We start from the raw sequence: 23,897 nt of genomic DNA, 5'->3' as shown, positions 1-23,897 counted from the left end.
CAGGATGCGCACTCCTGTGTCTCTGCCTCACGCGCCGAGCCAGCAGATCGGGCATGGCGATCTCGAACAATCCCCATAGCTGCAAAACCGCGAATAGCCTCCCGCGCCTTCGTTCAATCCGGCTTCAATGAGGTCGCGTCATAAGCGCCTGCCGCGCCCTCGCGTGAGCGCGACCTCACAGAACCCTCCAGATTCCCTTTCGCAGCGGACCATGATTCTGTGTTGCATCGGAGGGGACGATGCGACCGAAGAAGCACAAGACGACGGGATCGAACGACCTGTTCCGGGCGCGGCTGGACCAGATCATCAATCTGAAGCACGAGCTGGTTCTGTTGGCCGGCAAGATCGATTGGGACTGGATCGACGGCGAGATCGCGCCGCTCTACAGCGAGAACGGCCGGCCGGGGATCGAGACCCGCTTCATGATCGGGCTGCTGTTGCTCAAGCAGATTTACGGGCTGTCCGATGAGGGGATTTGCGAGCGCTGGGTCCACGACCCGTATTTCCAGTACTTCACCGGCGAAGAGTTCTTCCAGCACGCCTTCCCGCACGAGCGATCGGACCTGAGCCATTGGCGCAAGCGGCTCGGCGACAAGCTGGAACTGCTGCTGGCCGAGAGCCTGCGGGTGGCGCACGAGGCCGGCGCGTTACGCGGCCAGGACCTCAAGCGGGTCACGGTCGATACCACGGTGCAGCCAAAGGCCATCACCTTTCCGACCGACGCCAAGCTGCTGCATGCGGCCATCAAGGGGCTCAATCGCCTGGCGAGAAGGCACGGCGTCAGGCTGCGGCAGTCCTATTCTCGGATCGCCAAGGCCGCCGCGATGATGGCGGGCCGCTACGCCCATGCCAAACAATTCAGGCGGCATCAGCGGCAGTTGCGTATCCTGCGCTCAAGGCTCGGCCGGATCATCCGCGATATCCGCCGCAAGATCGACGGCCAGCCAGCCCTGGAGGAGGCGTTCGCCCTTCCGCTTGGCCGGGCCAGCCAGATCCGCTCGCAGCAGCAGCGCCAACGCGGCTGGAAGCTTTATTCTTTCCATGCCCCGGAGGTGGAGTGCATCGGCAAGGGCAAGGCCTCCGCGCCGTACGAGTTCGGCGTCAAGGCTTCCATCGTCACCAACAACCGCCGAGCTCCCGGCGGTCTGTTCGTGCTACACGTCAGGGCGCTGCCCGATAATCCGTATGACGGTCACACCCTGCGCGACGTCATCGACCGCACCGAGGCACTCACCGGCTGTCCGATCGAGCGGGCCTATGTCGACAAGGGGTATCGCGGCCACGACGCTCAAAATCCACGTCGCGTCTTCATCTCCGGCCAGAAGCGCGGCGTCTTCGGGATCATCAAGCGCGAGTTGCGCCGCCGATCCGCCATCGAGCCCATCATCGGACACCTGAAGGCCGAAGGTCACCTCGGGCGCTGCTACCTCAAAGGCCGCGCAGGAGACGCCGCCAACGTCGTCCTCTCCGCCGTAGGCCACAACTTCCGCCGCATCCTCGCCTGGCTGAGAGATTTCTTGGACCTGTTCCTGATCCGGATATGGCGCACGTTCACATGTCCCATCCCGCTCAATTCGGATTCTTAACGGACGACGGGGTACGATCGAAGTACTGGCTCGTGGAGCTTCGCGCGCGTTCTCAATGTCCGAATGGAGGTTCCAATGCGTACTCCGGCCTTGGCGATTTTGGCAATCGGGATGGCATCAACAGAGCCGGCGGCAGCTCAGACGTATAATCCGGCCTTTCCGGTTTGCCTGCACGTTTACCGCGCGGGGGCCAACTATTACGATTGCAGCTACACATCGCTGCCTCAGTGCAATGCTTCGGCATCGGGCCGCGCCGCAGAGTGCGCCATTAATCCATACTTCGCGGGCGTGGAAAACCCCGCAGCTTATCGGCGGCACGGCCGCCGCGCCTACTAGGGCATTGCGAGAGACGCTCAGCCCGCCAGCGTGAACCGGCGGGTTGCTGCTTGGGCCGCCTGCGTTTCGGTACCGCAATCCCTAGCGGCTTGTGTCGACGCTACCACCGCGCTTCTATCGGACGATCCGATCAAGACGGCAGCCCGTTATACAACCAAATATCTGATCTTTCATTTGGGTGCCTACCCGGCAACCCCTAATGCAAGCGCGCACATCGTCGCCCCACACACGGCCCTTGGTTTGAGAACTCGAGATACATCGATTGTTGCATGCCTTGTCGTTATCGGGGCATTTGGAGGCCGCAAGGCCAAGTCGCTCGCCTTCTGAAAATGTCGCTTCTTGGGCGGTTGCGAGCGTCGTTGTTGTCGCCGCAGTATAAAGGGCTAGCGCGAGCGCGCTCTTTAGGATTTCTGTAGCCGACATTATCTCCTGCCTCTGTTTGGGACCTCGGAAAGCAGCGTACGCCGGATACACCACCAAGGCGCAAGGCGGCCAGGAAATATCGGATCGCGAAGTAGGCCGCCCGCGTGAGCCGGCGGGCCTGGCTTCACGGACGTATCGTCCGCTCAATTTCACGGGCCGCCCAGGTCGCAACCATCATCACGAACCGGAAGCGCTCGCGCGTTTCCGCAGGTATTTGGATGCTGCGAATTGCGAGGCTGTTCACATGTCCGGACCCGACAGCATGCTATTGTCGGTGCGGTCATGCCGAACTGTTCGTTTGAATGGCTTCCAATAGAATTAAGTAGGACGAGCAAATATTCGGCTCTGATGCGCTGAAGCTGTTCGTACACACAAGGGTCCTGCCATGGAAATCGGGACTTGGCTGAAAAGTTTGGGCCTAGGACGACATGAGTCCCTGTTCATCGCGAACGCCATAGATTGCGATGTGTTGCCGCAATTGACAGAAGTTGACTTCGAAAAGGTTGGCATCCCACTCGGCGACCGGAAACGCCTCGTGAATGCGATCAGTGCGCTTCCCTCCAGCCTTCCCTCCACTGTCGTGAATGCTGCAATTGCGCAATACGCGGAACGGCGCCACCTCACGGTAATGATCTGTGACTTGGTCGATTCGACCGCCCTGACGGCACGCCTTGACCCGGAAGATATGGGCGCCGTCATCGATGCCTATCACGCTGCTTGTGCTCGTATCACGCGCTCCTATGACGGCTTTCTCGCCGACTTTCGCGGAGACGGCATTCTTGCGTATTTCGGCTATCCCATTGCGCACGAGGACGATCCCGAACGAACTGTAAGAGCTGCGCTCGATATCATTGCTGCTGTCGCACGGCTTGAAACCCGCGCTGGAGAACCGCTCGCGGTGCGTATCGGTATCGCTACCGGCATGGTGGTAGTCGGTGACCTGGGCGGCGAAGGCAAACTTCGGGAGCACTCCGTGGTTGGGGGCGCTCCCAATATCGCGGCTCGCGTGCAAGCCTTGGTCGAGCCGAACACCGTGGTCGTCGCAGACTCCACCCGTCGTCTCCTTGGCGATATCTTTAGTCTTCGCGACCTTGGCGCCCACCACCTCAAAGGCATTAGCGAGCCGGTGAGCGCGTGGGCCGTCCAGGGCGTCTCGGCTTCCGAGAGCCGCTTTGAGGCGGTGCGTCCGACAGAACTCGCCCCTGTCATCGGCCGCGATTCCGAGTTGGAGTTCTTGTTGGAACGTCAACGTTTGGCTCGCACGGGCGAAGGCCAGATCGTTCTCATCTCAGGCGAGCCGGGTATCGGGAAATCGCGCTTAGCAGCGGCTCTGGCTGAACGTGCAGCTAAGCATCAACCACACGTGCATTTCCGTTATCAGTGCTCGCCTTACCACGCCAACAGCGCACTTCATCCCGTGGTCGAGCAGTTGGAAAGGAGTGCCGGATTTAAGGCGGACGATCCCGTCGAGACGCGGCTTGACAAGCTGGAGGCACTCCTCTCGTTGAGAGCACCGCAAGTTCAGACGGTAGTACCACTTTTTGCTGAGCTGCTATCGATCCCATTCGCGAGCCGTTATCCAAAACCGCAGCTAAGCCCCGCCCAGCAGCGTCGCCGCACACTTGCCGCGCTGCTCGATCAATTCGAGAGCCGTTCTCGCAAACAGCCCATCCTGTTGCTTATCGAAGATGTTCAGTGGGCCGACGACACCACCCTCGAATTGCTCGACCTCATCGTAGAGCGAGCCCGACAGTTGTCTATCCTTGCGCTGGTTACCTTTCGACCAGAGTTCGAGCCTCCCTGGACCGGTCTTGCGAATGTCGGAAGCCTGGTCCTCGGACGGCTCAACCCAGATGATGTCAAAGGTGTTGCCACGCAGGTGGCCAATGGCCGAGCGCTTCCGATCGACGTGATGAAGCAGATCGTAACAAAGACTGACGGAAATCCGCTCTTCGTGGAGGAACTCACCAAGGCTGTCCTCGAAGCTGGCATTCTGATCGAATGCCAGGATCGCTATCAGCTCGGGGGACCGTTACCGCCCTTTGCCATCCCGGAAACCCTTCACGACTCCCTGATGGCGCGGCTCGACCGCCTGCATTCGGTGAAGGAGATCGCCCAGATTGGCGCCACCATCGGTCGCGAATTTTCTTATTCCTTGATGCGGGCTGTGGTCGCTCGAGAGGAAACACGGTTGCAGCATTCCCTCTCCGAACTCGAGGAGGCCGGGCTTATTTTCCGCGAAGGTGACCTGCCGGATGCCATTTATAGCTTCAAACACGCATTGGTGAGGGATGCGGCTTATCAGAGCCTGCTGAAGACACGGCGGCGGCAACTCCATGCGCAAATAGCGCGCGTGCTAGAGGAAGGCTTCCAGGATGCCGTCGTGAACGACCCTGAAATCCTTGCGCACCATTTCACCGAAGCCGGCATGCTTGAGAAGGCTACGGACTATTGGCTCAAGGCCGGAAAGCGCGCGCTCGGGCGCTCCTCCAATGCCGAGGCTGTAAAACATCTCACGAGAGGAATGGAGCTGACCCAGCAACTGCTCAGCTCGCCGCAACGCGATCGCAAAGAACTGGATTTCTATCTGGCCCTTGGTCCTGCAGTCGCCGCAACTGAGGGCGATGCCGCGGCTGAAACGTCGCGGGTCTTCTCACGGGCTCGCGCGCTGCTAGGCGAAAGTGTCAGCCTAGAAGAACGGATGACGATCCTGTGGGGCAGCTACCTAGCCCACAGTGTGCGCGCGGAGTATAGCTCAGCGCTGGAGGATGCCCGGTACGGCCTCGCGTTGGCCGCAGAGCATGATCATCCCGGCGTGGCCGTCCTAGCCACGCGCTTTATTGGACAATCATTGCATCTCACGGGTGCCTTCGCCGACGCACGCGAACACCTCGATCGCGCCCTCGCACTGTGCTCAACCAATCCAGCCACGATATCGACCTATCGCCGCTTCGGAGTCGATGACGCGGTGAACAGCCTGGCGTGGCTCTCGACGACGCTATTGGTCCTTGGCTATCCTAAACAGTCTACAACAATCGTCGAGCGTACTGAAACTCTTGCTCGAACGAGGGAACAAAGCTTTACGACGGCCCTGGCCCTGGGGAACATAGTCGTTCTGGGCACAATCGGCGGCGACGCAAAGCGCGCTTTGGCTCACGCCGACGAAGCGATATCGCTCAGCATCGAGCATGAATTTGCGGCAATTGAACGAAGAGCACGTTTTTTCCGCGGAGCGCTATTAGCCCAAGGAGGGGATCTTCAAATCGGGATCGAACTGATGCGCGGCGCTTTGACGGCAACTTACCAAAACTCTGAACGGTGCCGCCGCACTCTCTATTTGGGCCATCTCGCCTTCGCTCATGCCCAGCTCGGAGAGCTTGAAGTTGGACTGCGCCTGCTGGACGAAGGCGTTCAGCTGGCCGAAACAACAGGGGAGAGTTTCTTTGAGGCCGAGTTGTATCGTCTTCGGGGCAACATCAACCTAAAACTCGGCAGGCGTGACCAGGCAGAGGCCGCACTGCAGCGAGCCGTGGCGATTGCGCGGCGACAACAAGCTCGCTGGTGGGAGTTGCGTGCCTCGATCTGTCTCGCGCGGCATTGGAGTAACGAAGGCAGATATTTCGAGGCTTGGTCCCTCTTAGTGTCTGTTCCAAAACATGTTGAGTCGAATGAATCGGTTGTGATTCAAGGTGAGCGGCCTGATTCGATGGGGACGCGCCGCCAATGTGGACTACCGAGAACCGTGCACGCTACGACCGCAGCCGCCTGCGCTATCCGAGCGACTTGACCGACGAGGAGTGGGCGCTGATCGCGCCTCGCATCCCGCCGGCCAAGCGCGGCGGCAACAAGCGTACGGTGGACCTGCGCGAGATTGCCAACGGGCTGATGTACATCCTGAGCACAGGTTGCCAGTGGCGCGCGATCCCCAAGGACCTGCCGCCGCGCTCGACGCTGTATGGCTACTTCGATCTGTGGAGCTGGAACGGCACGCTCGATAAAATTCATCACGCCCTCTATGTCGAATGTCGCGAAAGGGCCGAGCGCGAGGCTTCTCCCACCGCCGCCATCATCGATAGCCAGAGCGTGAAAAGCGCTGAAAAAGGGGGCCTCATGATCTCCATGGCTACGACGCGGGCAAGAAGATCAAGGGCAAGAAGCGGCACATTCTCGTCGACACGCAAGGCCTCTTGATGCACGCCATCGTGCATGCGGCGGACATCCAGGATCGCGACAGCGGCGTGCTCCTGATGGCAACGTTGTTCGGCCTCTATCCCTTTCTTCTGAAGCTCTACGCCGACGGCGGATATCAAGGGCCACATTTCCAGAAGGGGCTGCGTAGCGCTCTGAAGCGCGTGAACCTCGAAATCGTCAAACGCTCCGATCAGGCTCACCGTTTCGTCGTCTTGCCCAAACGCTGGATCGTCGAGCGTACCTTTGCCTGGCTCGGGCGATGCCGAAGACTGTCCAAAGATTGGGAATGCTTCAATCACAGGGCGCTCGCCTTTCTCAAGCTGGCCTCCATCCGACTCATGCTGCGAAAGCTATGCAATCCAAGGTAATCTTTCCGGACAGACTCTTAGAGCCTATATACACTTGGTTCACCGAAGGTCGGGATACACCCGATCTGACAGACGCGAGAAATCTCGTCGACGAACTACGCTCAGTTTCAGGAATGAAATCGGTTTCAGGAATGAAAGATGAGCCAAAGCGTGGCAGCTGTTGACCAGCACCGCTCAACATCATGCCTGACGTAAATTGATCAGCGTCCGATCAACGCCTGCCCTTCGCCCGCTTTCCGGACTTGCCACCTGTTCGTTCAAGTTTGCTAAGGGCGCTCTCGACATCCTTGATTGCCTTCTTGAGCTGCTTCTCGCGCTTTCCAAGAATGCTCTTGAGTTGTCTTCGCTGCTCGGCGGTCAATGTCGTAAAATCGATCACCTTCGTAAACGCGATGAAGGCCATTGCTTACCTCCCGATGGTGGTGGTCGTTAGGCCGTGATCAATATGTGCAAGGCAGTGAAACAAATATTCTCCAATATCATCGACCTATAGTCAAACGGCATTTCTTCCAGAAATACTCGATCGGCCTTCCGACCCACGGGCCCTCGTGGTGAGCGCGAGAGAAAGCGGTAGCAACTGACATCGCGCTACCACGCCGTCGTTATTTCACTTCCGCTTTTTGTTCTTGAGCCGCGCCGGTCGCGAGGTGCGCTTCGTGCGACCGAGTCGGGAAGACCTTACAGTCGGAGATTTCTCGTGGGGCCTTGATCGCTGCAACAAGGCGCGGAGCGTGGCGAACTGGCGTTGATCCAGCTGATTGGCGAAGCTCTCGAAATCAGTGGCGTCACTGCCAAGCTGGCTCAACCAGACAAATGCACTGTCCAAGGTACGCAACTCAGGCGTCTGGTATGACAGCAGATCTCGGTAATAAGTTGCCGACTCCTCGCAAAACAGATCACGCGCGATGCCATTTACGAGCCGCCGCACTCCATATTTTATCCCCGTGATGGCCGCTCCTGATATTCCATGGCTCAGCATCGCTCCGAACGTAAAGTTGTGTAGCCCTCGCAGAAACGGAGCAGTGCCGCGGTGCCGCTCCGTGAATTCAAAGGCTTGGCCCAAATAGGGATAGCGCGCGAGGGCCTCGCTTTCCTCGCCCGATGGAGGCGTGAAGCGGTCGCGCCAAAGGGCTATTTGTTCAAAGAATAGGGCGAGCTCGGGACGCGCCGAGAGATCCGCCTCAACGCCGCTCGCAAAAATCATGAAGTCGAATTCGAATCTACGATTGCTGCTTTGAACCCTTGCAATACCGCAAGCTTCGTCGATGAAACTCCATCCGCAGTCGGGGTGCCAGGCGAAATTCTCAAACTCGCGGCATCGCCAATAAGCGTCCTGTGTAGGCGGGATGGGACCGGAAGCTCCTCAAGAATGTGACGCATGAACCGCCAGCGGTCCAGGTCCGTCAGATCGCCGAAGTGGCCCAACATACCGGCAAAATTCATCCAAGTGAGTGGGTTGACCCGCGGCATCTCCGAACGGCGGAAGCAAAGGTCTACTCGCGCGGCGCCCGCCTCAAGTGCGAGAGCTGCGTTGTCAAAGGCGGATGCCCCGGCACCAAGGATACCAATGCGCTTTCCTGCAAGCTTGCGAAAATCGATATCATCGGCCGAATGTGCGTAAAGATCTGCCGACAAATGGGCGACCAGAGACTTAGGAGCGCCCCACCTTCCACTTCCCTCAAAGCCTGTCGCAAGAATAATCTTTCTTGCATACACCCGCTCAATTCCTTCGGAACGACGGAGATGGGCAAGGAAGATGCCATTCGCCGGCTCAATCAACATTAGTTCGACCTCGTTCTCAACCGGGAGGTCCAGGACGTCTCGGTACCAATCCAGATACGAGCGCCACACCTCCCGAGGGACGGTATCTATGCGACCCCATGCTCGCCGCCCAAATTTTTCCTCGTACCACGCACGCACCGTTAGACTCGGGACGCCGAAATCAATCCCAGTCACCTCCTTCGGAGTCCGCAACCGTTCCATCCGAGCGAAACTGCGCCAAGGTCCTTCGAAACCGCGCTGGCAACGATCGATGATCCTGAAGTTTGCTATGCGCTCAAGCCTCAAGCCGAACGCGATACCCAGTCCGCTCTGTCCAGCGCCGACAACCAGCACGTCCAGAACCGGCACTCCGTCCATAAATCGCGGGACGGTCCACTCCCGAGCCGGATAGTCCAAATAAGTCAGCTCGCGTCGAACGCGCTTCGTGAGTTGGGAGACGCTCATGGGACATTCCTGCCGCTGCGCTCTTGTTAGAAATGACTTTTGCCATTCGGCTTAGTTCTGTCCCATTATCACAGGTCTGATTGCAGAAAAATCGACCGCCCGACCGCCATTGGGCTTCGCACAGAGCGATTTTGGCCCGCAAGACAGCGGGCTATTATTCTAGCGCTCACTCAAATGCTGATCCGCTCGACGATCGAGCCATCAGTTGCCTCCGATCGCGAGACACGCAACATCGACAATCAACGCGCCTATCGGTGACGATCTGAGCGTCAATCGACTGAAAGACTCAGGCTAGCTCGCCCATCAGGTAGCCTCATAGCGGCACGCTTAGCCGCGTTCCTGACGAAGTCCCCTGCCCGCCCAATCGGCGTAGTGCCGAATTTGCGCGGGTCCATTCGTAGCTCGTCACCGTAGCATTGTACGCGAGCTCCGCGCGGATCGTCAGAATTTGCAATGAGTTCAACTTCTTGGCTAGCGTTGTTTGGAGGAGCGGTGACAGATCACTGACCGCGGCTTTTTGACCGTGGGTTCAGAGGACGGTTTTTCCTGAGGAATGGCTGGAAGGCTCAAACCGCTCGAGGTAGAGCGCCAAACGCCGATGGAGACGGACTCTACCTGATCATCACCGGACCAACATCGGAGTCGCATTGGCCGATTGGTGTTGCGGTCCGCGTGTTTCCACCGATTGGATAGCGCGCGGAGCGCTGTCCAATATGGACCGCGCGACCTCGGAAACGCCGGTGAGGATGATCTGCACGCCGATGCAGAGCAGCAGGAAAGCCGACAGTTTCGTCACCACGCTGGTGCCCTCCTCGCCGAACAGGCGCGCCATTGCGCTCGATTTCCGGTAGGCATGGTAGATCGCCGCGGTGACGGCGAACGCCACCAGAAGCGAAACGATCGATGACTGGAACGTAAGCGCGATTTTCTTCGCACGCCGGCGGTTTTGATGGATTGCCCTGGTATCGGGCGATACCGAGCCGTTCAGGCAGTGGCGGCTTTGTGGAAGTTGAAGGGCAGCAGGTCTGTAATATCGGCGTCGCCGGCGCGCTGAGGCAATTCGGTGAGGACGTGGCGCAACCACGCTAACGGCTCGACACGTGAGGCGCGGCAGGTCAGCATCAGGCTATAGACGACGGCACTGGCCTTGGCTCCGTCCACGGTATCGCTGAACAACCAACTCTTCCTGCCAGTTGCAAAAACCCTGATGTCGCGCTCCAGAAGATTGTTGTCAATCGGCATGCTGCCGTCCCCGGTGTAGCGCGTCAGATATTCCCATTGGTTTCGGGTGTAGGATACGGCGTCGCCGAGCTTGCTGTCAGGCAAGACCTTCGGGGCCATGTCATCGAGCCATACTTTGAGAGCATTGAGGATGGGGACACTATGTTGCTGGCGGAAGCGGCGAATGCAGTAGGCCTGTGTTTCACCCTTCTCCGGTATTCCGTCCCACGCCCGCCTTTCAACCCGGTAGAGCTGTTCAAAGAACCGCAGCGCTTGCTCGGGCGGACCGCCGCCCTTCTTCCTGGCTTTGAGGGCATCGACAAAGCGCCGCCGGGAGTGGGCCATGCATCCAATGTGGGTGGCCCCTTCCAGCGTGCGCCATGCGGTATAGCCGTCACTCATTACAATGCCACGGTAATCGCCGAGGAAGGCTTGCGGGTGGATTTGGCCGCGGCCCGGCTGATAATCCAGAAGAACGATCGGCTCGTGGCTGCCCTTGCCGCTGCGATAAGCCCACATGTACGATGTGCTGGTGGCCCGTTTGTCCTTCTCCTTGAGGACCTGAACCGTTGTCTCGTCGCCATGGATGAGAGGTTGTGATCTGAGCCGCAGCTTCAGGGCGTCGTAGATGCGATGCAGAGTAAGCGTAGCGCCGAGGCCCGTCTGATTGTTTGTGCGGAGTCTTGAGAGCACCGTTAGAAGAGTCATCTTCTGGAAGGGTGCTCACAATGGACGACCATTCTGACGACATAAGACGACCGTTGTCACCGCGTATTGAAGTGTTCGCTGGCGCAGGTCGAAAGCGCTGGCCGGATGATTTGAAGGCGCAGATTGCGGCGGAAAGCCTCGAACCGGGGGCGGTTGTAACAGACGTCGCTCGTCGCCATGGCTGCCGGCCCCAGCAGGTGCATGATTGGCGGCGCCGGGCGCGTTTGGGCCAGTTGGTATTGCCGGCGTCGGCGGACACGCTGTCGTTCGTGCCGGTGGTGTCGGAATTAGCGTTGCCTGCGGCCGCAGAGCCCTCCGGTTCGCCGGAAGCAGCCATTGTTACGGTTGAGTTCCAGGGCGCGCGCGTGGAGGTGCGCGGGGCGCCTGGCCTTGCTGCGTTGAGCGATGTGTTCATTGCGCTGCGACGGACACGTTCATGCTGACGATGCCGGCGAGCCTCATGATCTACGTGGCGACGCAACCTGTGGACTTCAGGAAGGGTGCAGAGGGCTTGGCGCTGCTGGCGAAGGATACGCTGGGCCATGACCCGATGAAGGGCGTGGCGGTGGTGTTCCGTGCGAAGCGCGCCGATCGGGTGAAGATCGTCGTCTGGGATGGCAGCGGCCTTGTGATGTACTGGAAGCGGCTCGATGGCAGCGGCTTCAAATGGCCACCCATCGTGGCCGGTGTGATGCGGATGAATGGGGCCCAGCTGTCAGCACTGCTGGCCGGCATGGATTGGACGCGCATGCACGCGCCTCGGATCCCGCAGCCGAAAGCGCTTGCGTAAAAATGCAAATCATCGCTGCATCGTGACGCGAAGCATGGCAAGCTCGGGCCAATGAGTGATTTGCCTGATGAGCTACCGAGCGATCCAGCCGAGTTGCGTGCCTTTGCCGCGGCTCTGCTGGATCGCTGCGCCCGGCTCGAGCGGTTGCTCAAGCTTGCGAAAGATGCGCAGTTCGGTCGGTCCTCGGAAAAGCTGGACGCTGATCAGCTGCAGCTTGTTCTGGAGGATATCGATCAGGCCGTTGCGGCTCTCGAAGCCGCCGAGAATCGTGCCAATCCCAAAACAGGCGAGAAGAGAGCTGCCGCGCGCAGAGCCAACCGTGGTCAGCTGCCGGAGCATTTGCCGCGCGTCATCGAGACTATGATGCCGGCCGAGAGCTGCTGCCCGTCTTGTAAGGGCAACCTCTTCGAGATTGGTCAGGATGAGAGCCAGAGGCTCGACGTCGTTCCGGCGCAGTATCGCGTCATCATCACCCGCCGTCCCAAGCTGGCCTGCCGCGCCTGTCATGGCGTCGTCCTGCAGCACGCGGCTCCCGAGCGATTGATCAGGGGAGGATTGCCCACCGAGCGGCTGGTCGCGCATGTGATCGATGCCAAGTATCACTGGCATTTGCCGCTTTACCGCCAGGCGCAGATGCTGGCGACGCACGGAATAGCGCTGGATCGTTCCACGCTCGCCTTCTGGGTCGGCTATGCCGCCCAGGAATTGAAGCCCGTGTGGCATCGTCTGCGCCAGCTTCTGCTCGCCTCCTCGAAGCTCTGTGTCGATGAGACCCCGGCGCCGGTGCTGGATCCGGGGCGCGGCAGAACAAAAACCGGCTACTTCTGGGCGCTGTCACGCGATGACAGGCCTTGGGCCGGACCTGATCCGCCTGGGGTAGTCTATGCCTATGCACCGGGCCGCGGCGCCGTTCATGGCTTGCGGCTGCTGGAGGGCTATCGCGGCATCATCCACTGCGACGGCTATCAGGCTTACAAGACCATGACCCGAGAGACGCGTGCGGACGCCCTGTCCGGGACGCTCGCCTTCTGCTGGTCGCATCTGCGGCGCCAGTTTGTGAAGATCGAGCGGGAGGCTGCGCCTGCGCCAGCTCCGGTTGCCCGCGAGGCTCTTGAGCGCATCGCCCAGCTTTACGCGGTCGAGAAGGCCCTCCGCGGCCGATCTGCGGACGAGCGCCGTGCTGGCCGACAAGCGCATACCCGGCCTCTGGTTGCAGCCTTGAAGCAGTGGTTTGAGGCCAAGCTCGATCACCTTGCGCAGAAGAGCGACACGGCGAAGGCTTTGCGCTATGCACTACGTCATTGGGACGGCCTGACGCTCTATCTTGATGATGGGCGCATCGAAATGGACACGAATGCTGTCGAGCGTGCGATGCGACCGATCAAGCTCAACGCCAAGAACTCTCTTTTTGCCGGTTGCGACGAAGGCGCCGGGAATTGGGCATTGCTGGCTTCGCTCATTGAGACCTGTAAGCTCAATGGCGTCAGTGCCGAGCACTGGCTCGCTGACGTTCTCGCCAAGCTCGTCAATGGTTGGCCTGCAGCGCGACTGGACGAACTGCTTCCCTGGGCGTCGACCTATACGATGCATACACGCGATCCGAGGCTGGCGGCATGAGCCTGAACACGACCGCGGTCCGGATCAAGGTGACCCTCAAGGATGTGAAGCCGGAGGTGATGCGTCGCCTTGTCGTACCCGTCACCCTGCGCCTTGATCGGCTGCATCTGACGCTTCAGGAGGCATTCGGCTGGACGAACAGTCACCTCTTCGAGTTCTTTGCTGGTGAGGCACATTGGGGGATTCCCGACCCCGACAATGATTACGGTCACCAGCCCATGGATGCCCGCAAAGCGCGGCTGTGCGATATCGTTCGCGAGACCGGCGCCAAGACGATCCACTATCTCTATGACTTCGGCGACAGCTGGGACCATGTGATCAAGCTCGAAAAATGGTTCGAGAACACCACGACGGAGGGGCTTCCCTTCCTGCTCGAGGCCGCCGGTCGTTGTCCTCCGGAAGACGTCGGCGGTGCGCCAGGCTATGCCGAATACCTCGCCGCCATCAGCGACCCCGCCCATCCCGAGCACGGACACATGCGCCTCTGGGGCCCGGAGCGGTTCGATCCCAACGTCGTCGACCGGAAGGCACTCGAAGCCGCCGTCAACGCGTTGTCCGACACAAGGAAGCCGCGGCGACGCGCCACGCGAACAAAATAGGCGTCAAGCGCCATTCAAAAGGGCCGCAGAGCTACGCTTACGATGCAGATGCTTCTCGCTCGAGCCAATCACCCAGTGGCCCAAAGCGCCGCGGCTGACAGGAACACCTGCACGTTCGAAGGCCTGCGCCAGGCGGTAGAGCGGCGTGCCATCGACATATTTGTGAACCAGCGCGAACGCCAGCGTCGAGGGCGTGGCAACGCTGCCCGGCAATGGTTGCGGCGGCATCGGCGCGGTCACGACAGGGGCGTGGATCCCGGTGCGATCGCTATGGCGGCACGCATATTTGAAGCGCACATTCTGTAAAACCTTCGCCTTCACCTCGATATGAAGTTGCTCGGTGACAGCCTCGCCCATGCGATGCATCTGGCCACGGCAGCAAGGACACGCCTTCTGATCGTCGGACAGGTCATACTCGACGCGCTCACGAGGTAGGTTCCCCGGCAGCGGCTTGCGGCCGCGCTTCTTTCCCATTGTGTTTTCGACGGGTGGCAAGCCCGTGTCCGGAAGTTCGGCGATATTGTTCGTTTCACTGCCGGCGTCCTCCTCATCGGAGGCCTGCTCGGCTTCATTGAAGAGACGATCAACATGCTTTTCGCTGCGCGGCGCAAAACGATGCAGGCGTGCCAGCGCCAGTTCTTCCTCGAGCTTGGCGACGCGGTCGGCGAGTTGATGGTTCTCCGCCTGCAGCGCAGCAATGCGTGCCAACAGCACTTCAACACTCGGATCGCCGGTTCGATTCATCGAATTCTTGAATCTGAACCGTACCGACGCGTCAACCGCTCAACTCGAGAGCTCAGCCGGCAACCTGATATTGCCGCACCGGATGGCGGACCATCGCATCGATATCGATGCCGTCAAGGATCCAGTGCAATTGCTCCGTCGTCAGCGTGACGATCGCCTCCTGGCGGCGCGGCCATCGGAACCTGTCTTCGGTCAGCCGCTTCAGGACCAGTACAAAGCCGGACCGATCGAAGAACAGAAGCTTCATCCGGTCGCAACGGCGATTGCAGAACGCAAAAACCGCCGGAGTGAATGGATCGAGCGCCATCGTCTCCTGGACCAGGACCGCAAGGCTGTTGATGCCAGCCCGGAAGTCGATCGGCTCACGGTGCAGATAGACCTGCAGGTCATCGCCCAGTCTAAACATCGCCCAGCGCTCCGATGATCGCCGTCAATGCATCCACATCGCCGCATTCCAGCGCGAGCTTCACGCCATTCGGCAGCGACACGCTCACTTTGGCCGGAGAACAAAAAGCTGGAGTCCCTTTGGGTTCCGAACCACGCACTTCATCGTAAGCCGGCAAATCAACCGTCGCCACGCTGTCTTTTCGCGACAGGTCCCGCTCGGACTTCCCCTCAAGCTGAACCGGGATGAACGCCGGGCGTGAGGACGGCGGCAGCGACCTGGTCGCGCTGTGCTTCTTGATCCACTTCCGAAGGAGGTTCGCGTTGACCCCATGTTCGAGTGCAAGCCTCGATACCGAAACCCCAGGCTCAAGGCAGGCCGCGACAAGACGCTCTTTCGATGCCGCCTCGTAGCGCCGGCGACCGTTCCGGCCGACAAGCCTGACCCGCAGTTTCTGATCATCGTCGCTCATCACAAGGTGTCCACCTATTTTGGTGGACACCTCATGCATCAGGACTCTCAAAAGCAAAAGGTGCGGAGAAATTCGCGCTTACACTGGAACATCGCATCGAGGCTGCTGGTGCGGCTAATCCCGATCGCGATGGCTGTCGCGATCGTTCCCGGCCCGGTCGTCAGCGGAATTGTGAGGGGAAAGAAGGCCATGCGCTTCATGGTCGCATGATCGGGGGACGAGACCTCGTGAGGTCCGGCCGGGCCCGAGGGTGCGTGGAGCATGGACCAGCCTGTCGCTGCGACTACGGGGCCGCCGGCAATCCGGAGCGCCGGGATGGTCACGCCGAAGAAGTTGAGGATCTGGCTGCCCAGAAACAGCGACACCAGCAGGACCACGAAGGCATATCCGGCAACCCGCAGCGCAAGGCTCGCGCGCTCGTCTTCAGAAAGACCTCTCGTCTTGTCGAGGAAGATGAAGGCCAGTCCGTAGGGATTGATGATCGCGAACAGCGCGCCGAAGCCGAACAGGAAATCGGCAACCAGCCCCGATGTGGCGATATCACGCATGCTGCGCCCACTCCGCTCCTCGGCTTACGGCCATGTGAAGCCGGGCGCTTTGAAATCGGCCAGATTGTCGAGCGTCTTGCGCAGAACCTCGAACAGCACGGCCACCGACCAGCTGTTGGCGACACGGGCCAGGATGCCGACGAAAAACCGGGGCATCATCCGATGATACCGGATCTCACTTGTCCTTGCCGGGTGATCGCTCAAGACGCGATCTCTGCGCGCGCATGCGCTTGATCTCCTCCCTGAGCGCCTCGGCTTTTTCGTCTCGTTGCTCGCTCGCCGTTTCCAAGGGTTCGTCGCGAAGCAACTTCTGGAGTGCCTTTTCGACAGAAAGCTTGTTGGTCTCGGCCATACCAGACCTTTCTGACGCTACCGCGTCTGTCAGTACCGTGGTTGCAGTCTCAGCTCTTCGGACTGAACATGCCGCCGGCCGCCTTCATCGCCGCCTCACCCATGGTCTTGGTCTGGTCGGTCAGGGCCCGCATCTGCTCCTGGAAGAAATCGGCTTGAAGCTTGAGCGCGTCCTGGACATCCCTGGCATGGACCAGCTTGTCGCTGAGGTCGAGGGTCGCTGTGACATTGCGCTGCATGAAACTGCAAAACTCCTTCGCCTGGTTCGCGATCGGCAGTGGCGACGAACTGATCCCCTTCTCCAGCATCTCGAAATAGTCGGCGTTGGCCTTACGCAGGCGGCCAAGTGCCTCGGTCAGCGCCGCACGGACGTTATCTGCGGATAGGTTGATCTCTGCCATGACGTCTCTCCCTTCAGGTGTGAGCAGTTACGCGGTAAGTCCTCCGAACCAAGCGCCGAAATAGCCGGCGTAGAGCGCGGGTACTTCGAGATTCATCGAGTGCCCGACGCGAGGCACGATCACGAGACGGCAATCCGGCATCGCATCGGCCATGACGTGAAGATCGGCTGGCAGAATCCAGCCGTCCCATTCGCCCCATAGCACCAGATGCGGATGCTTCAGCTCCGGCATGCGGCGCTCGAGCTCTCTGCTCTCTCTTTCCTTCGTGAGGTTGACCGGCGTTCCGATCCAGATGCCCTCGGAGACGCCAAAGGTCTGCTCGATGATGCGGTCGAACAACGCCTGGATGTCCTTCAATCCCTCCCGAAATCGAGGCACGGCGTTTGGCGCCATGCTCTCGGGCACGAACAGCGAGGACGCCGCGGTCGCCATGATCGTCCGTGTCAGATCCTTGCTCGCCATCATCGCCCGAAACAGGCCGATCTGGTCGGCATTGAAAGCCATGCCGAGCGGCGTCACCGGATCGAGTGCGAACACGCGCCCGAAACGCTGCGGCTGCATCAAGAGCATGCGGGCGGCGATGATGCCGCCGGTCGAATGCGTCGCGAGATGGCAATAGCCGATGTCGAGCATATCGAGTGCCGCCAGCATGTCCTCGGCATGCTGCTGCATGGAGTAGTTCGAATAATCGGCGGCAGGCTTCGGCCGGTCGCTGTCCCCGCAGCCGCGCCAGTCAATGGCGATGACGCGCAGGCCCGTCGGAAAAAAGGGCGCAGCCAGCTCGATCCAGTCCTTGCTGGCGAGATTGCCATGGATGAAGACGACGGTCACTTCGCCTCGGCCCCACTCCCGCCAGCCAAGCTCGATTTCACCCGCCTGTACCCGTGGCATAGACCGATCCTATTTGTTGAGACCGGCGGTTGGTGCCGCACCGGGAGGTGTTGGCGCCACTGGCAGGGCGGATACCACGGAACCCTTGATCATGCGATCTGTGCCAAGGGGGGATGAGGTGTCGACCGTTCCCTTCGTGACGAAGTCCACGACGTCCGCTGAATATTCCACCGGATTGTCCGTGTGGATGAAGTGCCCGGTCTCCGGATAGATCTTGAGCATCGGCCGGTTGCCGGCGTTGGTCATGCGCGTCATGAACGGCGTGATGACGTCGCGTCCGAGATCGGTCAGCCCGTTGAAGGCGGGCGTCGGGATGAACGGCTCCTTGTCACCGAAAGCGAGGAAGATCGGCGCCTTGATCTGGGTGACCCGCTCGTAAAGGTTCTTCGGATCATCCTGCTGGAGCTCGGCTCCGATCGTGTAGATGTCGAAGATGAAGACGTTGCACCACTGTTCGAGCTCCTTGGGGTTGCCCTTGGTAAGCCCGACGCGCTGCTCGGTATGGAAGCGCGCATATTCACTGTCGCTGAAGAAGTAGCCGCTCTTCGCCGCCGACACCACGCCGGTGTCGGGGTTGCGCTTCTTGAAGTAGAAGAAGTCACGAATGCTCTGCTCGTCGCGGGCCTTCTCCGCCGCCAGGATGCCGGTCTGGTCCCAGATCTGCTTCCACTTGTCGAAGTCGCGACCGAGTCCCGGTTGGAACAGAGGTGCCTTCTTGTCTTTCGCGATCGTAATGTCGCGCGGGTATTCCTCGAGTCCGGACGGTGCTTCGAGCGCGAGGCCCTGCACCGCATCTGGCCAGGTCAGGGCGTACCCCGTGACGAACTGACCGCCCAGCGAGTGGCCGAGATAATAGGATTTCTTGACGCCAAGCTGGTTTACGACGAGATCGTAGATGACCTCGCGCATATCCTGCATGGTGCGCGCCGGGCTCTTATCGAGATTACCGGGCCCGGACATGCCGTAGTTCGGCAAGTCCGGCACGATCACACGCAAGCCACTCCGCAGCGCATATTGCATGATGTTGCCATAGTGCCCGCCGAATGCGCCCTTGCCGTGGATGATGACGAGGACCTTGGGATCTTTGTCGGTGCCGGCATACTCATCCATGTAGCCGATCTGCCAGGTGTTGCCGATCTTGTCCTTGGCGTTGGCGTATTTGACCGGATAGGGATAGGTCACGAAGTCCTTCCAGAAGGACTTGCTCGGATCGATGTTTACGGCGACGCCCGGTACGCGATAATTCTTGTCGACGAACATCCCCGCGCGATCGAGAGCCGCGACGTCGTCCATGAAAGCGACGAACTTCGGATCGTTCTTGCGCTGGTTGATGATCGGGAACACGCCGTAATGGGCGACCGGGCTCTCCTGCGCGATCAGGTCCGCGCCCGGCACGCGATCTACGGCCTTCTGCGCCAGCTTGAAGTTCAGCCAGAGGTCGTTGGTGATGTGCATCACCAGTGTGCGCGACTGGATGCGGCCGAGATAGGGATTGACGTTATGGGTCTCACCGACCCGGTTGCGCCAGACGAGATCGACGGCGTCATAGAGCTTGGCACGGTTGGTGACGCTCAGACCGGCCTTCTCGTTCGGCGGATCCCAGTAGAATATCTCGGGCTGGACCGCGGCCCAGTTCTGGGTCGTGCGGAAGCCGAAGTCGTAGCCCGTCATGCCCAGGATCGACCAGCCGAACGCCACACCCGGCATAGGGTGCTTCTCCTTGGGCAGATTGTAGTAGTCACCCTTGGTCGCCTGCCAGACCGGATCGCCCTCGATCGCGGCCGTCATCATCTGGAAGGTCCAGTTGCCGACGGGGTCTTCACCGTCCGACTGCGTGGTGCCGCCGATCGGCATCAGGGCGCCGATATATTCGGGATGCATGACCCCCCACACGTAGGTCTGGGTGCCGCCCATGGAGACGCCCGTGACAAGCGCGACGCGCGCCACCTTCAACTCGTCGCGCAGCAGGCGGTAGTTCGCCTGCACCATGTCGTAGTAGCTGTACTGCGGAAACTTGATGCCGAGGCCGTCGGACGGTTTGCTTGCGCCCCACGTGCCCAGCGGGTCGACCATGATGACGTAGTAGCGGTCGGTGTCGATCGGCCGTCCGGGGCCGATGATCGGGACGCCGCCCGACAGGGCCGCGCCCTTGACCCACTGTTCGTACATATCGGTGGAATCGCCGGAATAATAGGAATTGATCACGACCGCGTTGGTAATCTCACCGGCGGCATTGCGCCGCGCGTTGCCGATCGCGATGTATCCGGTACGCAGCTTGCCTGCCCCGAGCGATTCCAGCGTCACGCCGCCCTCGCCGCCATTCTCCCATTTGGAGGGATTGGCCAGGTCGTACTTGCCGCCAAGCCGGAAGTTCGCGATCTCATAGGTCTTTTTGAGCCCGTCATGCTGCATCTGCGACGAGCGCCGCGTGAACGGCTGGGCGACCGCGAGCGCGGTGCCGACCAGCAACAGGATCAGGCTGACGAAGCAACGCTTGAGTGCGCTTCTCCCGTTCATGACGAACTCCCTACTGGCGGTATTTTGCGCGAACGCTAGGCTGGACCTCCTCCTGAGGTTTGATTTAGCTCAATGGAATCCTCAGGCCTGCGTTGAGGATCGTGGTCATCGTCACGCTGGCCGGTCCCCGCAATGCCCTTCCTCAGTAATGGCTCATATCGTATCCGCTATGAGCTCGACGGACCGGCGAATGCGCCTGCCTATGTGCTGGTTAACGGTCTGACGCAGTATTCCGAGCTTTGGGGCGCGTATCGCGACACGCTAATCGCACGGCGGTTCCGGGTCGCTACCTTCGACCTGCTCGGCCAGGGCGTCTCCGACAAGCCCGCGCTGTTCATCGATCAGGACGACCACATCGCCGTGCTGCATCGCCTGATCGGCGAACTTGGAGACAGTCCGGTCTTCCTCAGTGGCATCAGTTTCGGTGGCCTGATCGCGCTGCGCTATGCCATCGAGCATGGCGCGCGGCTGTCGGGCCTTGTACCGATGAGCTGCTTTGCCGAGCTTTCACCACAACTGCTTCTGATCGGCAACGCCTTGCGCACCGGCCTCATTCTGGGCGGCACCGGTTACCTCCAGGATCTGCTGCTGCCGATGAACCTGTCCGACCAGTGGCTGAAGCCGCTGCTGGACAAGCTCGACAGCGTGAAGCGGCAGGGCTGGCTGGTCAACGACGTGTACGCCCTTCAGAACCTGATGGAGTCTTTCCTCGACTTCAAGCCGCTGACGCCGCAGCTCTCCTCAATATCCGTCCCGACCATGATCCTGAACGGCGAGTTCGACTTCCTCACGCCGCGGGCGCTGCACGAGACGTTGCGTGTGGAAATTCCTGACAGTGCGCTCGTCATCATCCCGAGGGCCTATCACGCCTTTACGCTCGAAAAGGCTGCACTAACTGCCGACCTGTTGGCGCGCTTCGCCGAGGACGTGTTGGCTGGCCGCTGGCAGGGCAACAAGCAGGTCTTGATCGCGCCGGAAGATGCCGGCGGAGACTTTTCGCCGTTTCCCGCCGGCTATGACCATCTGCGCGCGATCCCGGTGCAGAGGCCAGCGACATGAGCGCGTTCTTCGGACCGCTGCAGGCCGACGGGCGCGTGCCGCCGCGCCAGCAGACGCGGGTCGCCGCGTTCCTGGTTTCTGCGCATGGTGCGCTGGCACGGCAATTCGCCGTCGCCCTGCCCGCGAGATTCGATGCCGCCTGGCAGACCGAATTGAACGCGCAGTTCTATCGCGAGAGCGAGATCGTCTCACTTCTCATGCGCGCGACCGCCTGGGTCCCGGACCTCGCGCTGGGCCCCATGGCGGCATCCTGGGAGATGGCCTGGCTCCCCGCCCCGATCGAAGGCATCGCCGACCACACCCGCGCGCAGACCATTCACCTCGCGACGCTCGCACATGCGGTTCATGCCGGGATCCGGCCGGCGGCCCTGCTCCCGACGGAAGCGAACGCGAACGATCCCTTCGTGATGGCGCTGCGCCGCATCGAGTTCGAGAGCGGCCGGCTGTTGCAGGCGCAGATTCTGTTCCTGAAGGGCCCGGACCTCTTACCTTTCCGGGATGCCGTCAGCGCGACGCTCGAACGGCGGCACGCCGAGGTGCGCAGGCTCTGGCACGAGACCCTTGCAGGCGTCGGCGTTGGCCTGCGCGAATGACCCGGCAACCTTGACGCAGATCAAGGCCGAGAGTCTGCCCGCCCCCAACATCGATCCAGTATTCACCTGCGCCTGCCGACCGGAGTTCCGCCCATGAAGGCCGTTTCCGTCGAAGAAGCCGTTGCGATGATCCCGGCCGGTGCGAGCGTCATGGTCGGCGGCTTTATGGGCGTCGGAACCCCGGAGCGCCTGCTTGACGAACTCGTGCGGCAGAACAAGACCGGCCTGTCTCTGATCTGCAATGACGCTGCCACTCCCGGCAAAGGCGTCGGCAAGCTGTTCGACGCTGCGCTGGTCTCAAGGCTGACGGCAACGCATATCGGCCTCAATCCGAAAGCGCAGCAGCAGATGCTCGCGAACCAGATCGCCGTCGATCTCGTGCCGCAAGGCACCTTCGTCGAACGCATCCGCGCGGGCGGATGTGGCCTCGGCGGGGTGCTGACGCCGACGGGCGTCGGAACGCTGGTTGCCGAAGGCAAGCGTCAGATCGAGGTGGATGGCAAGCCGTTCCTGCTGGAGACGGCATTGCGGGCGCAGTACGCGCTGGTTCACGCGTTTCTCGCCGACTATCTCGGCAATCTCGCTTACGCACTGACCTCCCGCAACTTCAACCCGGTCATGGCGATGGCTGCCGACACGGTCATCGTCACTGCAGAGAACATAGTGCCCGTCGGTGTCATCGCGCCCGATCACGTCGTGACCCCGGCGCCGCTCGTCGATTACCTCATTACCAACGGGTGAGATCATGGACCCGCAGATCATCATCGCCCGACGCGTCGCCAGGGAGTTGAAGAGCGGAAACCTTGTCAATCTCGGCATCGGCATTCCGACCCTGGTTGCGAATTACGTTCCGGCCGATTTGAAAGTCTTCTTTCAGTCGGAGAACGGACTGATCGGCACCGGGCCGATTCCCGAACAAGGCATGGCGCATCCGACACTGACAGACGCCGGCGGCCGCCCTATCAGCGCGCTCCCGGGTGCGGCGACCTTCGACAGTGCGATGTCGTTCGGACTGATCCGCGGCGGCCATGTCGACGTCACCGTGCTCGGCGGCCTCCAGGTCGATGCGCATGGGCTTCTCGCCAACTGGATGATCCCGGGCAAGATGGTGCCGGGCATGGGCGGGGCGATGGACCTCGTCAGCGGCGCCAAGCGGGTCATCGTCGCCATGCAACATGCAGCGAAGGGCAAGTCGAAGATCGTCAAGACATGCAACTTGCCTCTGACCTCGGCGCGCCCGGTCCATCTGGTCGTGACCGACATGGCGGTCATCGGTTTTGCGGACGGCAAGGCGACGCTGCTCGAGACCGCCCCAGGTGTCAGCGTTGGCGAGGTTATGGCGGTGACAGAGGCCGAATTGGTCGTTCCTGACAACATCCCGGAAATGACGATCTGACGAGGTCACGACCATGCGGATATTCAGCGACTTCAACGAGATCAAATCCGCGGTCGGCACCGAGATCGGCGCGAGCGACTGGATCGAAGTGACCCAGGATCGGATCAATAAATTCGCCGAAGCAACCTGTGACGAGCAATGGATCCATGTCGACCAGGACCGCGCCAGGAAGGAAGCGCCCGGCGGCACCACAATCGCTCACGGCCTGCTGTCGCTCTCGCTTGCTCCACTATTCATTCGATCCGTGATGGGTTTGAAAGGGCTGCGCAATACGCTGAATTATGGCGCGGATCGCATCCGGTATCTGGCGCCGGTGCCGGCCGGCTCAAAGCTCCGCGGCCGGGTCACCGTCGCTGAAACCGAGGACGTGCCGCCGGACGGCTTGCGCGTCAACTATCATCTCGTGATCGAGATCGAGGGCGGCAAGAAGCCCGCTTGCGTCGCCGAGCTGATCGCCCTGCACTATCGCTGAGGG

24 protein-coding genes and 3 pseudogenes are annotated in these 23,897 nt (G+C 60.7%); 13 read left to right on the top strand and 14 right to left on the bottom strand.

Features of this window, described 5'->3' with window-relative positions; genetic code table 11:
• Positions 1 to 239 precede the first annotated feature (239 nt).
• The 4 genes and pseudogenes from HAP41_RS24955 (at position 240) to HAP41_RS24940 (ending at position 6,904) form a co-directional block, all read left to right on the top strand.
• Entirely contained in the window at positions 240 to 1,586 is a 1,347-nt protein-coding gene (locus tag HAP41_RS24955; protein WP_166053956.1) for an IS5 family transposase, read from the top strand.
• A gap of 75 nt (positions 1,587 to 1,661) precedes the next feature.
• A complete protein-coding gene (locus HAP41_RS24950; protein ID WP_071917452.1) occupies positions 1,662 to 1,922 on the top strand; it encodes a DUF3551 domain-containing protein in 261 nt (86 codons plus the stop codon).
• An 808-nt stretch (positions 1,923 to 2,730) separates the two neighbouring features.
• Positions 2,731 to 6,132 (top strand): AAA family ATPase, encoded by a 3,402-nt coding sequence (locus HAP41_RS24945; protein WP_166096580.1) that lies wholly within the window; start codon positions 2,731 to 2,733, stop codon positions 6,130 to 6,132.
• Positions 6,069 to 6,904 (top strand): annotated as a pseudogene (locus tag HAP41_RS24940) (IS5 family transposase). Before HAP41_RS24945 ends, HAP41_RS24940 begins: the two are co-directional and overlap by 64 nt.
• A gap of 211 nt (positions 6,905 to 7,115) precedes the next feature.
• On the opposite strand, the gene HAP41_RS24935 reads toward HAP41_RS24940, so the two are convergent.
• The 5 genes and pseudogenes from HAP41_RS24935 to tnpC (HAP41_RS24915) all read right to left on the bottom strand — a co-directional run.
• A complete protein-coding gene (locus tag HAP41_RS24935; protein ID WP_063983274.1) occupies positions 7,116 to 7,307 on the bottom strand; it encodes a hypothetical protein in 192 nt (63 codons plus the stop codon).
• Between the two features lie 204 nt (positions 7,308 to 7,511).
• Positions 7,512 to 8,108 (bottom strand): hypothetical protein, encoded by a 597-nt coding sequence (locus HAP41_RS24930; RefSeq protein WP_206706234.1) that lies wholly within the window; start codon positions 8,106 to 8,108, stop codon positions 7,512 to 7,514.
• Positions 8,105 to 9,130 (bottom strand): NAD(P)-binding domain-containing protein, encoded by a 1,026-nt coding sequence (locus tag HAP41_RS24925; RefSeq protein WP_206706233.1) that lies wholly within the window; start codon positions 9,128 to 9,130, stop codon positions 8,105 to 8,107. Before HAP41_RS24925 ends, HAP41_RS24930 begins: the two co-directional genes overlap by 4 nt.
• 622 nt (positions 9,131 to 9,752) lie before the next feature.
• Positions 9,753 to 10,016, bottom strand: coding sequence for a MarC family protein (locus HAP41_RS24920; RefSeq protein WP_248577112.1), 264 nt, complete (start codon positions 10,014 to 10,016; stop codon positions 9,753 to 9,755).
• 98 nt (positions 10,017 to 10,114) lie between these two features.
• Positions 10,115 to 10,990: pseudogene (gene tnpC, locus HAP41_RS24915) on the bottom strand (IS66 family transposase); the annotation flags it as partial.
• Positions 10,991 to 11,079: 89 nt separating this feature from the next.
• Between tnpC (HAP41_RS24915) and tnpA (HAP41_RS24910) the strand changes: the two are divergent.
• From tnpA (HAP41_RS24910) to HAP41_RS24895, 4 genes are read left to right on the top strand one after another with little or no spacing between them, the layout of a single operon-like run.
• The gene (tnpA, locus tag HAP41_RS24910; protein WP_166055731.1) at positions 11,080 to 11,502 is read left to right on the top strand and encodes an IS66-like element accessory protein TnpA; all 423 of its coding nucleotides are present in this window, start codon (positions 11,080 to 11,082) and stop codon (positions 11,500 to 11,502) included.
• A complete protein-coding gene (gene tnpB, locus HAP41_RS24905; protein WP_166065968.1) occupies positions 11,496 to 11,849 on the top strand; it encodes an IS66 family insertion sequence element accessory protein TnpB in 354 nt (117 codons plus the stop codon). The genes tnpA (HAP41_RS24910) and tnpB (HAP41_RS24905) overlap by 7 nt, the downstream gene beginning before the upstream one ends.
• Positions 11,850 to 11,900: 51 nt before the next feature.
• On the top strand, positions 11,901 to 13,466 hold the full coding sequence (gene tnpC / locus HAP41_RS24900; RefSeq protein WP_166055670.1) for an IS66 family transposase: 1,566 nt from the start codon (positions 11,901 to 11,903) through the stop codon (positions 13,464 to 13,466).
• Positions 13,463 to 14,065 (top strand): plasmid pRiA4b ORF-3 family protein, encoded by a 603-nt coding sequence (locus HAP41_RS24895; RefSeq protein ID WP_166055583.1) that lies wholly within the window; start codon positions 13,463 to 13,465, stop codon positions 14,063 to 14,065. The genes tnpC (HAP41_RS24900) and HAP41_RS24895 overlap by 4 nt, the downstream gene beginning before the upstream one ends.
• 39 nt (positions 14,066 to 14,104) lie before the next feature.
• On the opposite strand, the pseudogene HAP41_RS24890 reads toward HAP41_RS24895, so the two are convergent.
• The 9 genes and pseudogenes from HAP41_RS24890 to HAP41_RS24855 form a co-directional block, all read right to left on the bottom strand.
• A pseudogene (locus HAP41_RS24890) lies at positions 14,105 to 14,809 on the bottom strand (transposase); the annotation flags it as partial.
• Positions 14,810 to 14,861: 52 nt separating this feature from the next.
• Positions 14,862 to 15,215 (bottom strand): IS66 family insertion sequence element accessory protein TnpB, encoded by a 354-nt coding sequence (tnpB, locus tag HAP41_RS24885; protein ID WP_166073804.1) that lies wholly within the window; start codon positions 15,213 to 15,215, stop codon positions 14,862 to 14,864.
• Positions 15,208 to 15,666, bottom strand: coding sequence for an IS66-like element accessory protein TnpA (tnpA, locus tag HAP41_RS24880; protein ID WP_166073826.1), 459 nt, complete (start codon positions 15,664 to 15,666; stop codon positions 15,208 to 15,210). Before tnpA (HAP41_RS24880) ends, tnpB (HAP41_RS24885) begins: the two co-directional genes overlap by 8 nt.
• Positions 15,667 to 15,713: 47 nt before the next feature.
• Positions 15,714 to 16,214: a MarC family protein gene (locus tag HAP41_RS24875; RefSeq protein ID WP_224580752.1), complete on the bottom strand. Its 501-nt coding sequence runs from the start codon at positions 16,212 to 16,214 to the stop codon at positions 15,714 to 15,716.
• A gap of 24 nt (positions 16,215 to 16,238) precedes the next feature.
• On the bottom strand, positions 16,239 to 16,373 hold the full coding sequence (locus HAP41_RS50075) for a hypothetical protein (protein WP_256478221.1): 135 nt from the start codon (positions 16,371 to 16,373) through the stop codon (positions 16,239 to 16,241).
• Between the two features lie 16 nt (positions 16,374 to 16,389).
• Positions 16,390 to 16,566, bottom strand: a complete 177-nt coding sequence (locus HAP41_RS24870) for a hypothetical protein (protein WP_166096581.1) — start codon at positions 16,564 to 16,566, stop codon at positions 16,390 to 16,392.
• Positions 16,567 to 16,615: 49 nt separating this feature from the next.
• Positions 16,616 to 16,966 carry a phasin gene (locus HAP41_RS24865; protein WP_166096582.1) on the bottom strand — a complete coding sequence of 117 codons (351 nt, stop codon included), beginning with the start codon at positions 16,964 to 16,966 and terminating at the stop codon, positions 16,616 to 16,618.
• 27 nt (positions 16,967 to 16,993) lie between these two features.
• Entirely contained in the window at positions 16,994 to 17,857 is an 864-nt protein-coding gene (locus HAP41_RS24860) for an alpha/beta fold hydrolase (protein WP_166096583.1), read from the bottom strand.
• A 9-nt stretch (positions 17,858 to 17,866) separates the two neighbouring features.
• Complete coding sequence (locus HAP41_RS24855) at positions 17,867 to 20,374, bottom strand: alpha/beta hydrolase (protein ID WP_166096584.1); 2,508 nt, start codon at positions 20,372 to 20,374, stop codon at positions 17,867 to 17,869.
• Positions 20,375 to 20,506: 132 nt separating this feature from the next.
• Between HAP41_RS24855 and HAP41_RS24850 the strand changes: the two genes are divergently transcribed.
• The 5 genes from HAP41_RS24850 (at position 20,507) to HAP41_RS24830 (ending at position 23,894) form a co-directional block, all read left to right on the top strand.
• Positions 20,507 to 21,433, top strand: coding sequence for an alpha/beta fold hydrolase (locus HAP41_RS24850; RefSeq protein WP_166096585.1), 927 nt, complete (start codon positions 20,507 to 20,509; stop codon positions 21,431 to 21,433).
• Positions 21,430 to 22,026, top strand: coding sequence for a hypothetical protein (locus HAP41_RS24845; RefSeq protein ID WP_166096586.1), 597 nt, complete (start codon positions 21,430 to 21,432; stop codon positions 22,024 to 22,026). The genes HAP41_RS24850 and HAP41_RS24845 overlap by 4 nt, the downstream gene beginning before the upstream one ends.
• A gap of 93 nt (positions 22,027 to 22,119) precedes the next feature.
• Complete coding sequence (locus HAP41_RS24840) at positions 22,120 to 22,767, top strand: CoA transferase subunit A (RefSeq protein ID WP_063983266.1); 648 nt, start codon at positions 22,120 to 22,122, stop codon at positions 22,765 to 22,767.
• A gap of 4 nt (positions 22,768 to 22,771) precedes the next feature.
• Entirely contained in the window at positions 22,772 to 23,422 is a 651-nt protein-coding gene (locus HAP41_RS24835; protein WP_166096587.1) for a 3-oxoacid CoA-transferase subunit B, read from the top strand.
• Between the two features lie 13 nt (positions 23,423 to 23,435).
• Entirely contained in the window at positions 23,436 to 23,894 is a 459-nt protein-coding gene (locus HAP41_RS24830; RefSeq protein WP_071913863.1) for a MaoC family dehydratase, read from the top strand.
• Positions 23,895 to 23,897 lie beyond the last annotated feature (3 nt).

Source organism: Bradyrhizobium barranii subsp. apii (assembly GCF_011516635.5).
Lineage (GTDB): Bacteria > Pseudomonadota > Alphaproteobacteria > Rhizobiales > Xanthobacteraceae > Bradyrhizobium > Bradyrhizobium barranii.
The sequence above is the reverse complement of the archived record's forward strand: the minus strand, read 5'-3'. Positions and strand labels throughout refer to the sequence as shown.

What these genes read in the sequence shown, in the direction of transcription:
- HAP41_RS24955 (WP_166053956.1), top strand. Translation starts at nt 240, where the DNA reads ATGCGACCGAAGAAGCACAAGACGACGGGATCGAACGACCTGTTCCGG.
- HAP41_RS24950 (WP_071917452.1), top strand. Translation starts at nt 1,662, where the DNA reads ATGCGTACTCCGGCCTTGGCGATTTTGGCAATCGGGATGGCATCAACA.
- HAP41_RS24945 (WP_166096580.1), top strand. Translation starts at nt 2,731, where the DNA reads ATGGAAATCGGGACTTGGCTGAAAAGTTTGGGCCTAGGACGACATGAG.
- HAP41_RS24935 (WP_063983274.1), bottom strand. Translation starts at nt 7,307, where the DNA reads ATGGCCTTCATCGCGTTTACGAAGGTGATCGATTTTACGACATTGACC.
- HAP41_RS24930 (WP_206706234.1), bottom strand. Translation starts at nt 8,108, where the DNA reads ATGATTTTTGCGAGCGGCGTTGAGGCGGATCTCTCGGCGCGTCCCGAG.
- HAP41_RS24925 (WP_206706233.1), bottom strand. Translation starts at nt 9,130, where the DNA reads ATGAGCGTCTCCCAACTCACGAAGCGCGTTCGACGCGAGCTGACTTAT.
- tnpA (WP_166055731.1), top strand. Translation starts at nt 11,080, where the DNA reads ATGGACGACCATTCTGACGACATAAGACGACCGTTGTCACCGCGTATT.
- tnpB (WP_166065968.1), top strand. Translation starts at nt 11,496, where the DNA reads ATGCTGACGATGCCGGCGAGCCTCATGATCTACGTGGCGACGCAACCT.
- tnpC (WP_166055670.1), top strand. Translation starts at nt 11,901, where the DNA reads ATGAGTGATTTGCCTGATGAGCTACCGAGCGATCCAGCCGAGTTGCGT.
- HAP41_RS24895 (WP_166055583.1), top strand. Translation starts at nt 13,463, where the DNA reads ATGAGCCTGAACACGACCGCGGTCCGGATCAAGGTGACCCTCAAGGAT.
- tnpB (WP_166073804.1), bottom strand. Translation starts at nt 15,215, where the DNA reads ATGTTTAGACTGGGCGATGACCTGCAGGTCTATCTGCACCGTGAGCCG.
- tnpA (WP_166073826.1), bottom strand. Translation starts at nt 15,666, where the DNA reads ATGAGCGACGATGATCAGAAACTGCGGGTCAGGCTTGTCGGCCGGAAC.
- HAP41_RS24875 (WP_224580752.1), bottom strand. Translation starts at nt 16,214, where the DNA reads ATGCGTGATATCGCCACATCGGGGCTGGTTGCCGATTTCCTGTTCGGC.
- HAP41_RS50075 (WP_256478221.1), bottom strand. Translation starts at nt 16,373, where the DNA reads ATGATGCCCCGGTTTTTCGTCGGCATCCTGGCCCGTGTCGCCAACAGC.
- HAP41_RS24870 (WP_166096581.1), bottom strand. Translation starts at nt 16,566, where the DNA reads ATGGCCGAGACCAACAAGCTTTCTGTCGAAAAGGCACTCCAGAAGTTG.
- HAP41_RS24865 (WP_166096582.1), bottom strand. Translation starts at nt 16,966, where the DNA reads ATGGCAGAGATCAACCTATCCGCAGATAACGTCCGTGCGGCGCTGACC.
- HAP41_RS24860 (WP_166096583.1), bottom strand. Translation starts at nt 17,857, where the DNA reads ATGCCACGGGTACAGGCGGGTGAAATCGAGCTTGGCTGGCGGGAGTGG.
- HAP41_RS24855 (WP_166096584.1), bottom strand. Translation starts at nt 20,374, where the DNA reads ATGAACGGGAGAAGCGCACTCAAGCGTTGCTTCGTCAGCCTGATCCTG.
- HAP41_RS24850 (WP_166096585.1), top strand. Translation starts at nt 20,507, where the DNA reads ATGCCCTTCCTCAGTAATGGCTCATATCGTATCCGCTATGAGCTCGAC.
- HAP41_RS24845 (WP_166096586.1), top strand. Translation starts at nt 21,430, where the DNA reads ATGAGCGCGTTCTTCGGACCGCTGCAGGCCGACGGGCGCGTGCCGCCG.
- HAP41_RS24840 (WP_063983266.1), top strand. Translation starts at nt 22,120, where the DNA reads ATGAAGGCCGTTTCCGTCGAAGAAGCCGTTGCGATGATCCCGGCCGGT.
- HAP41_RS24835 (WP_166096587.1), top strand. Translation starts at nt 22,772, where the DNA reads ATGGACCCGCAGATCATCATCGCCCGACGCGTCGCCAGGGAGTTGAAG.
- HAP41_RS24830 (WP_071913863.1), top strand. Translation starts at nt 23,436, where the DNA reads ATGCGGATATTCAGCGACTTCAACGAGATCAAATCCGCGGTCGGCACC.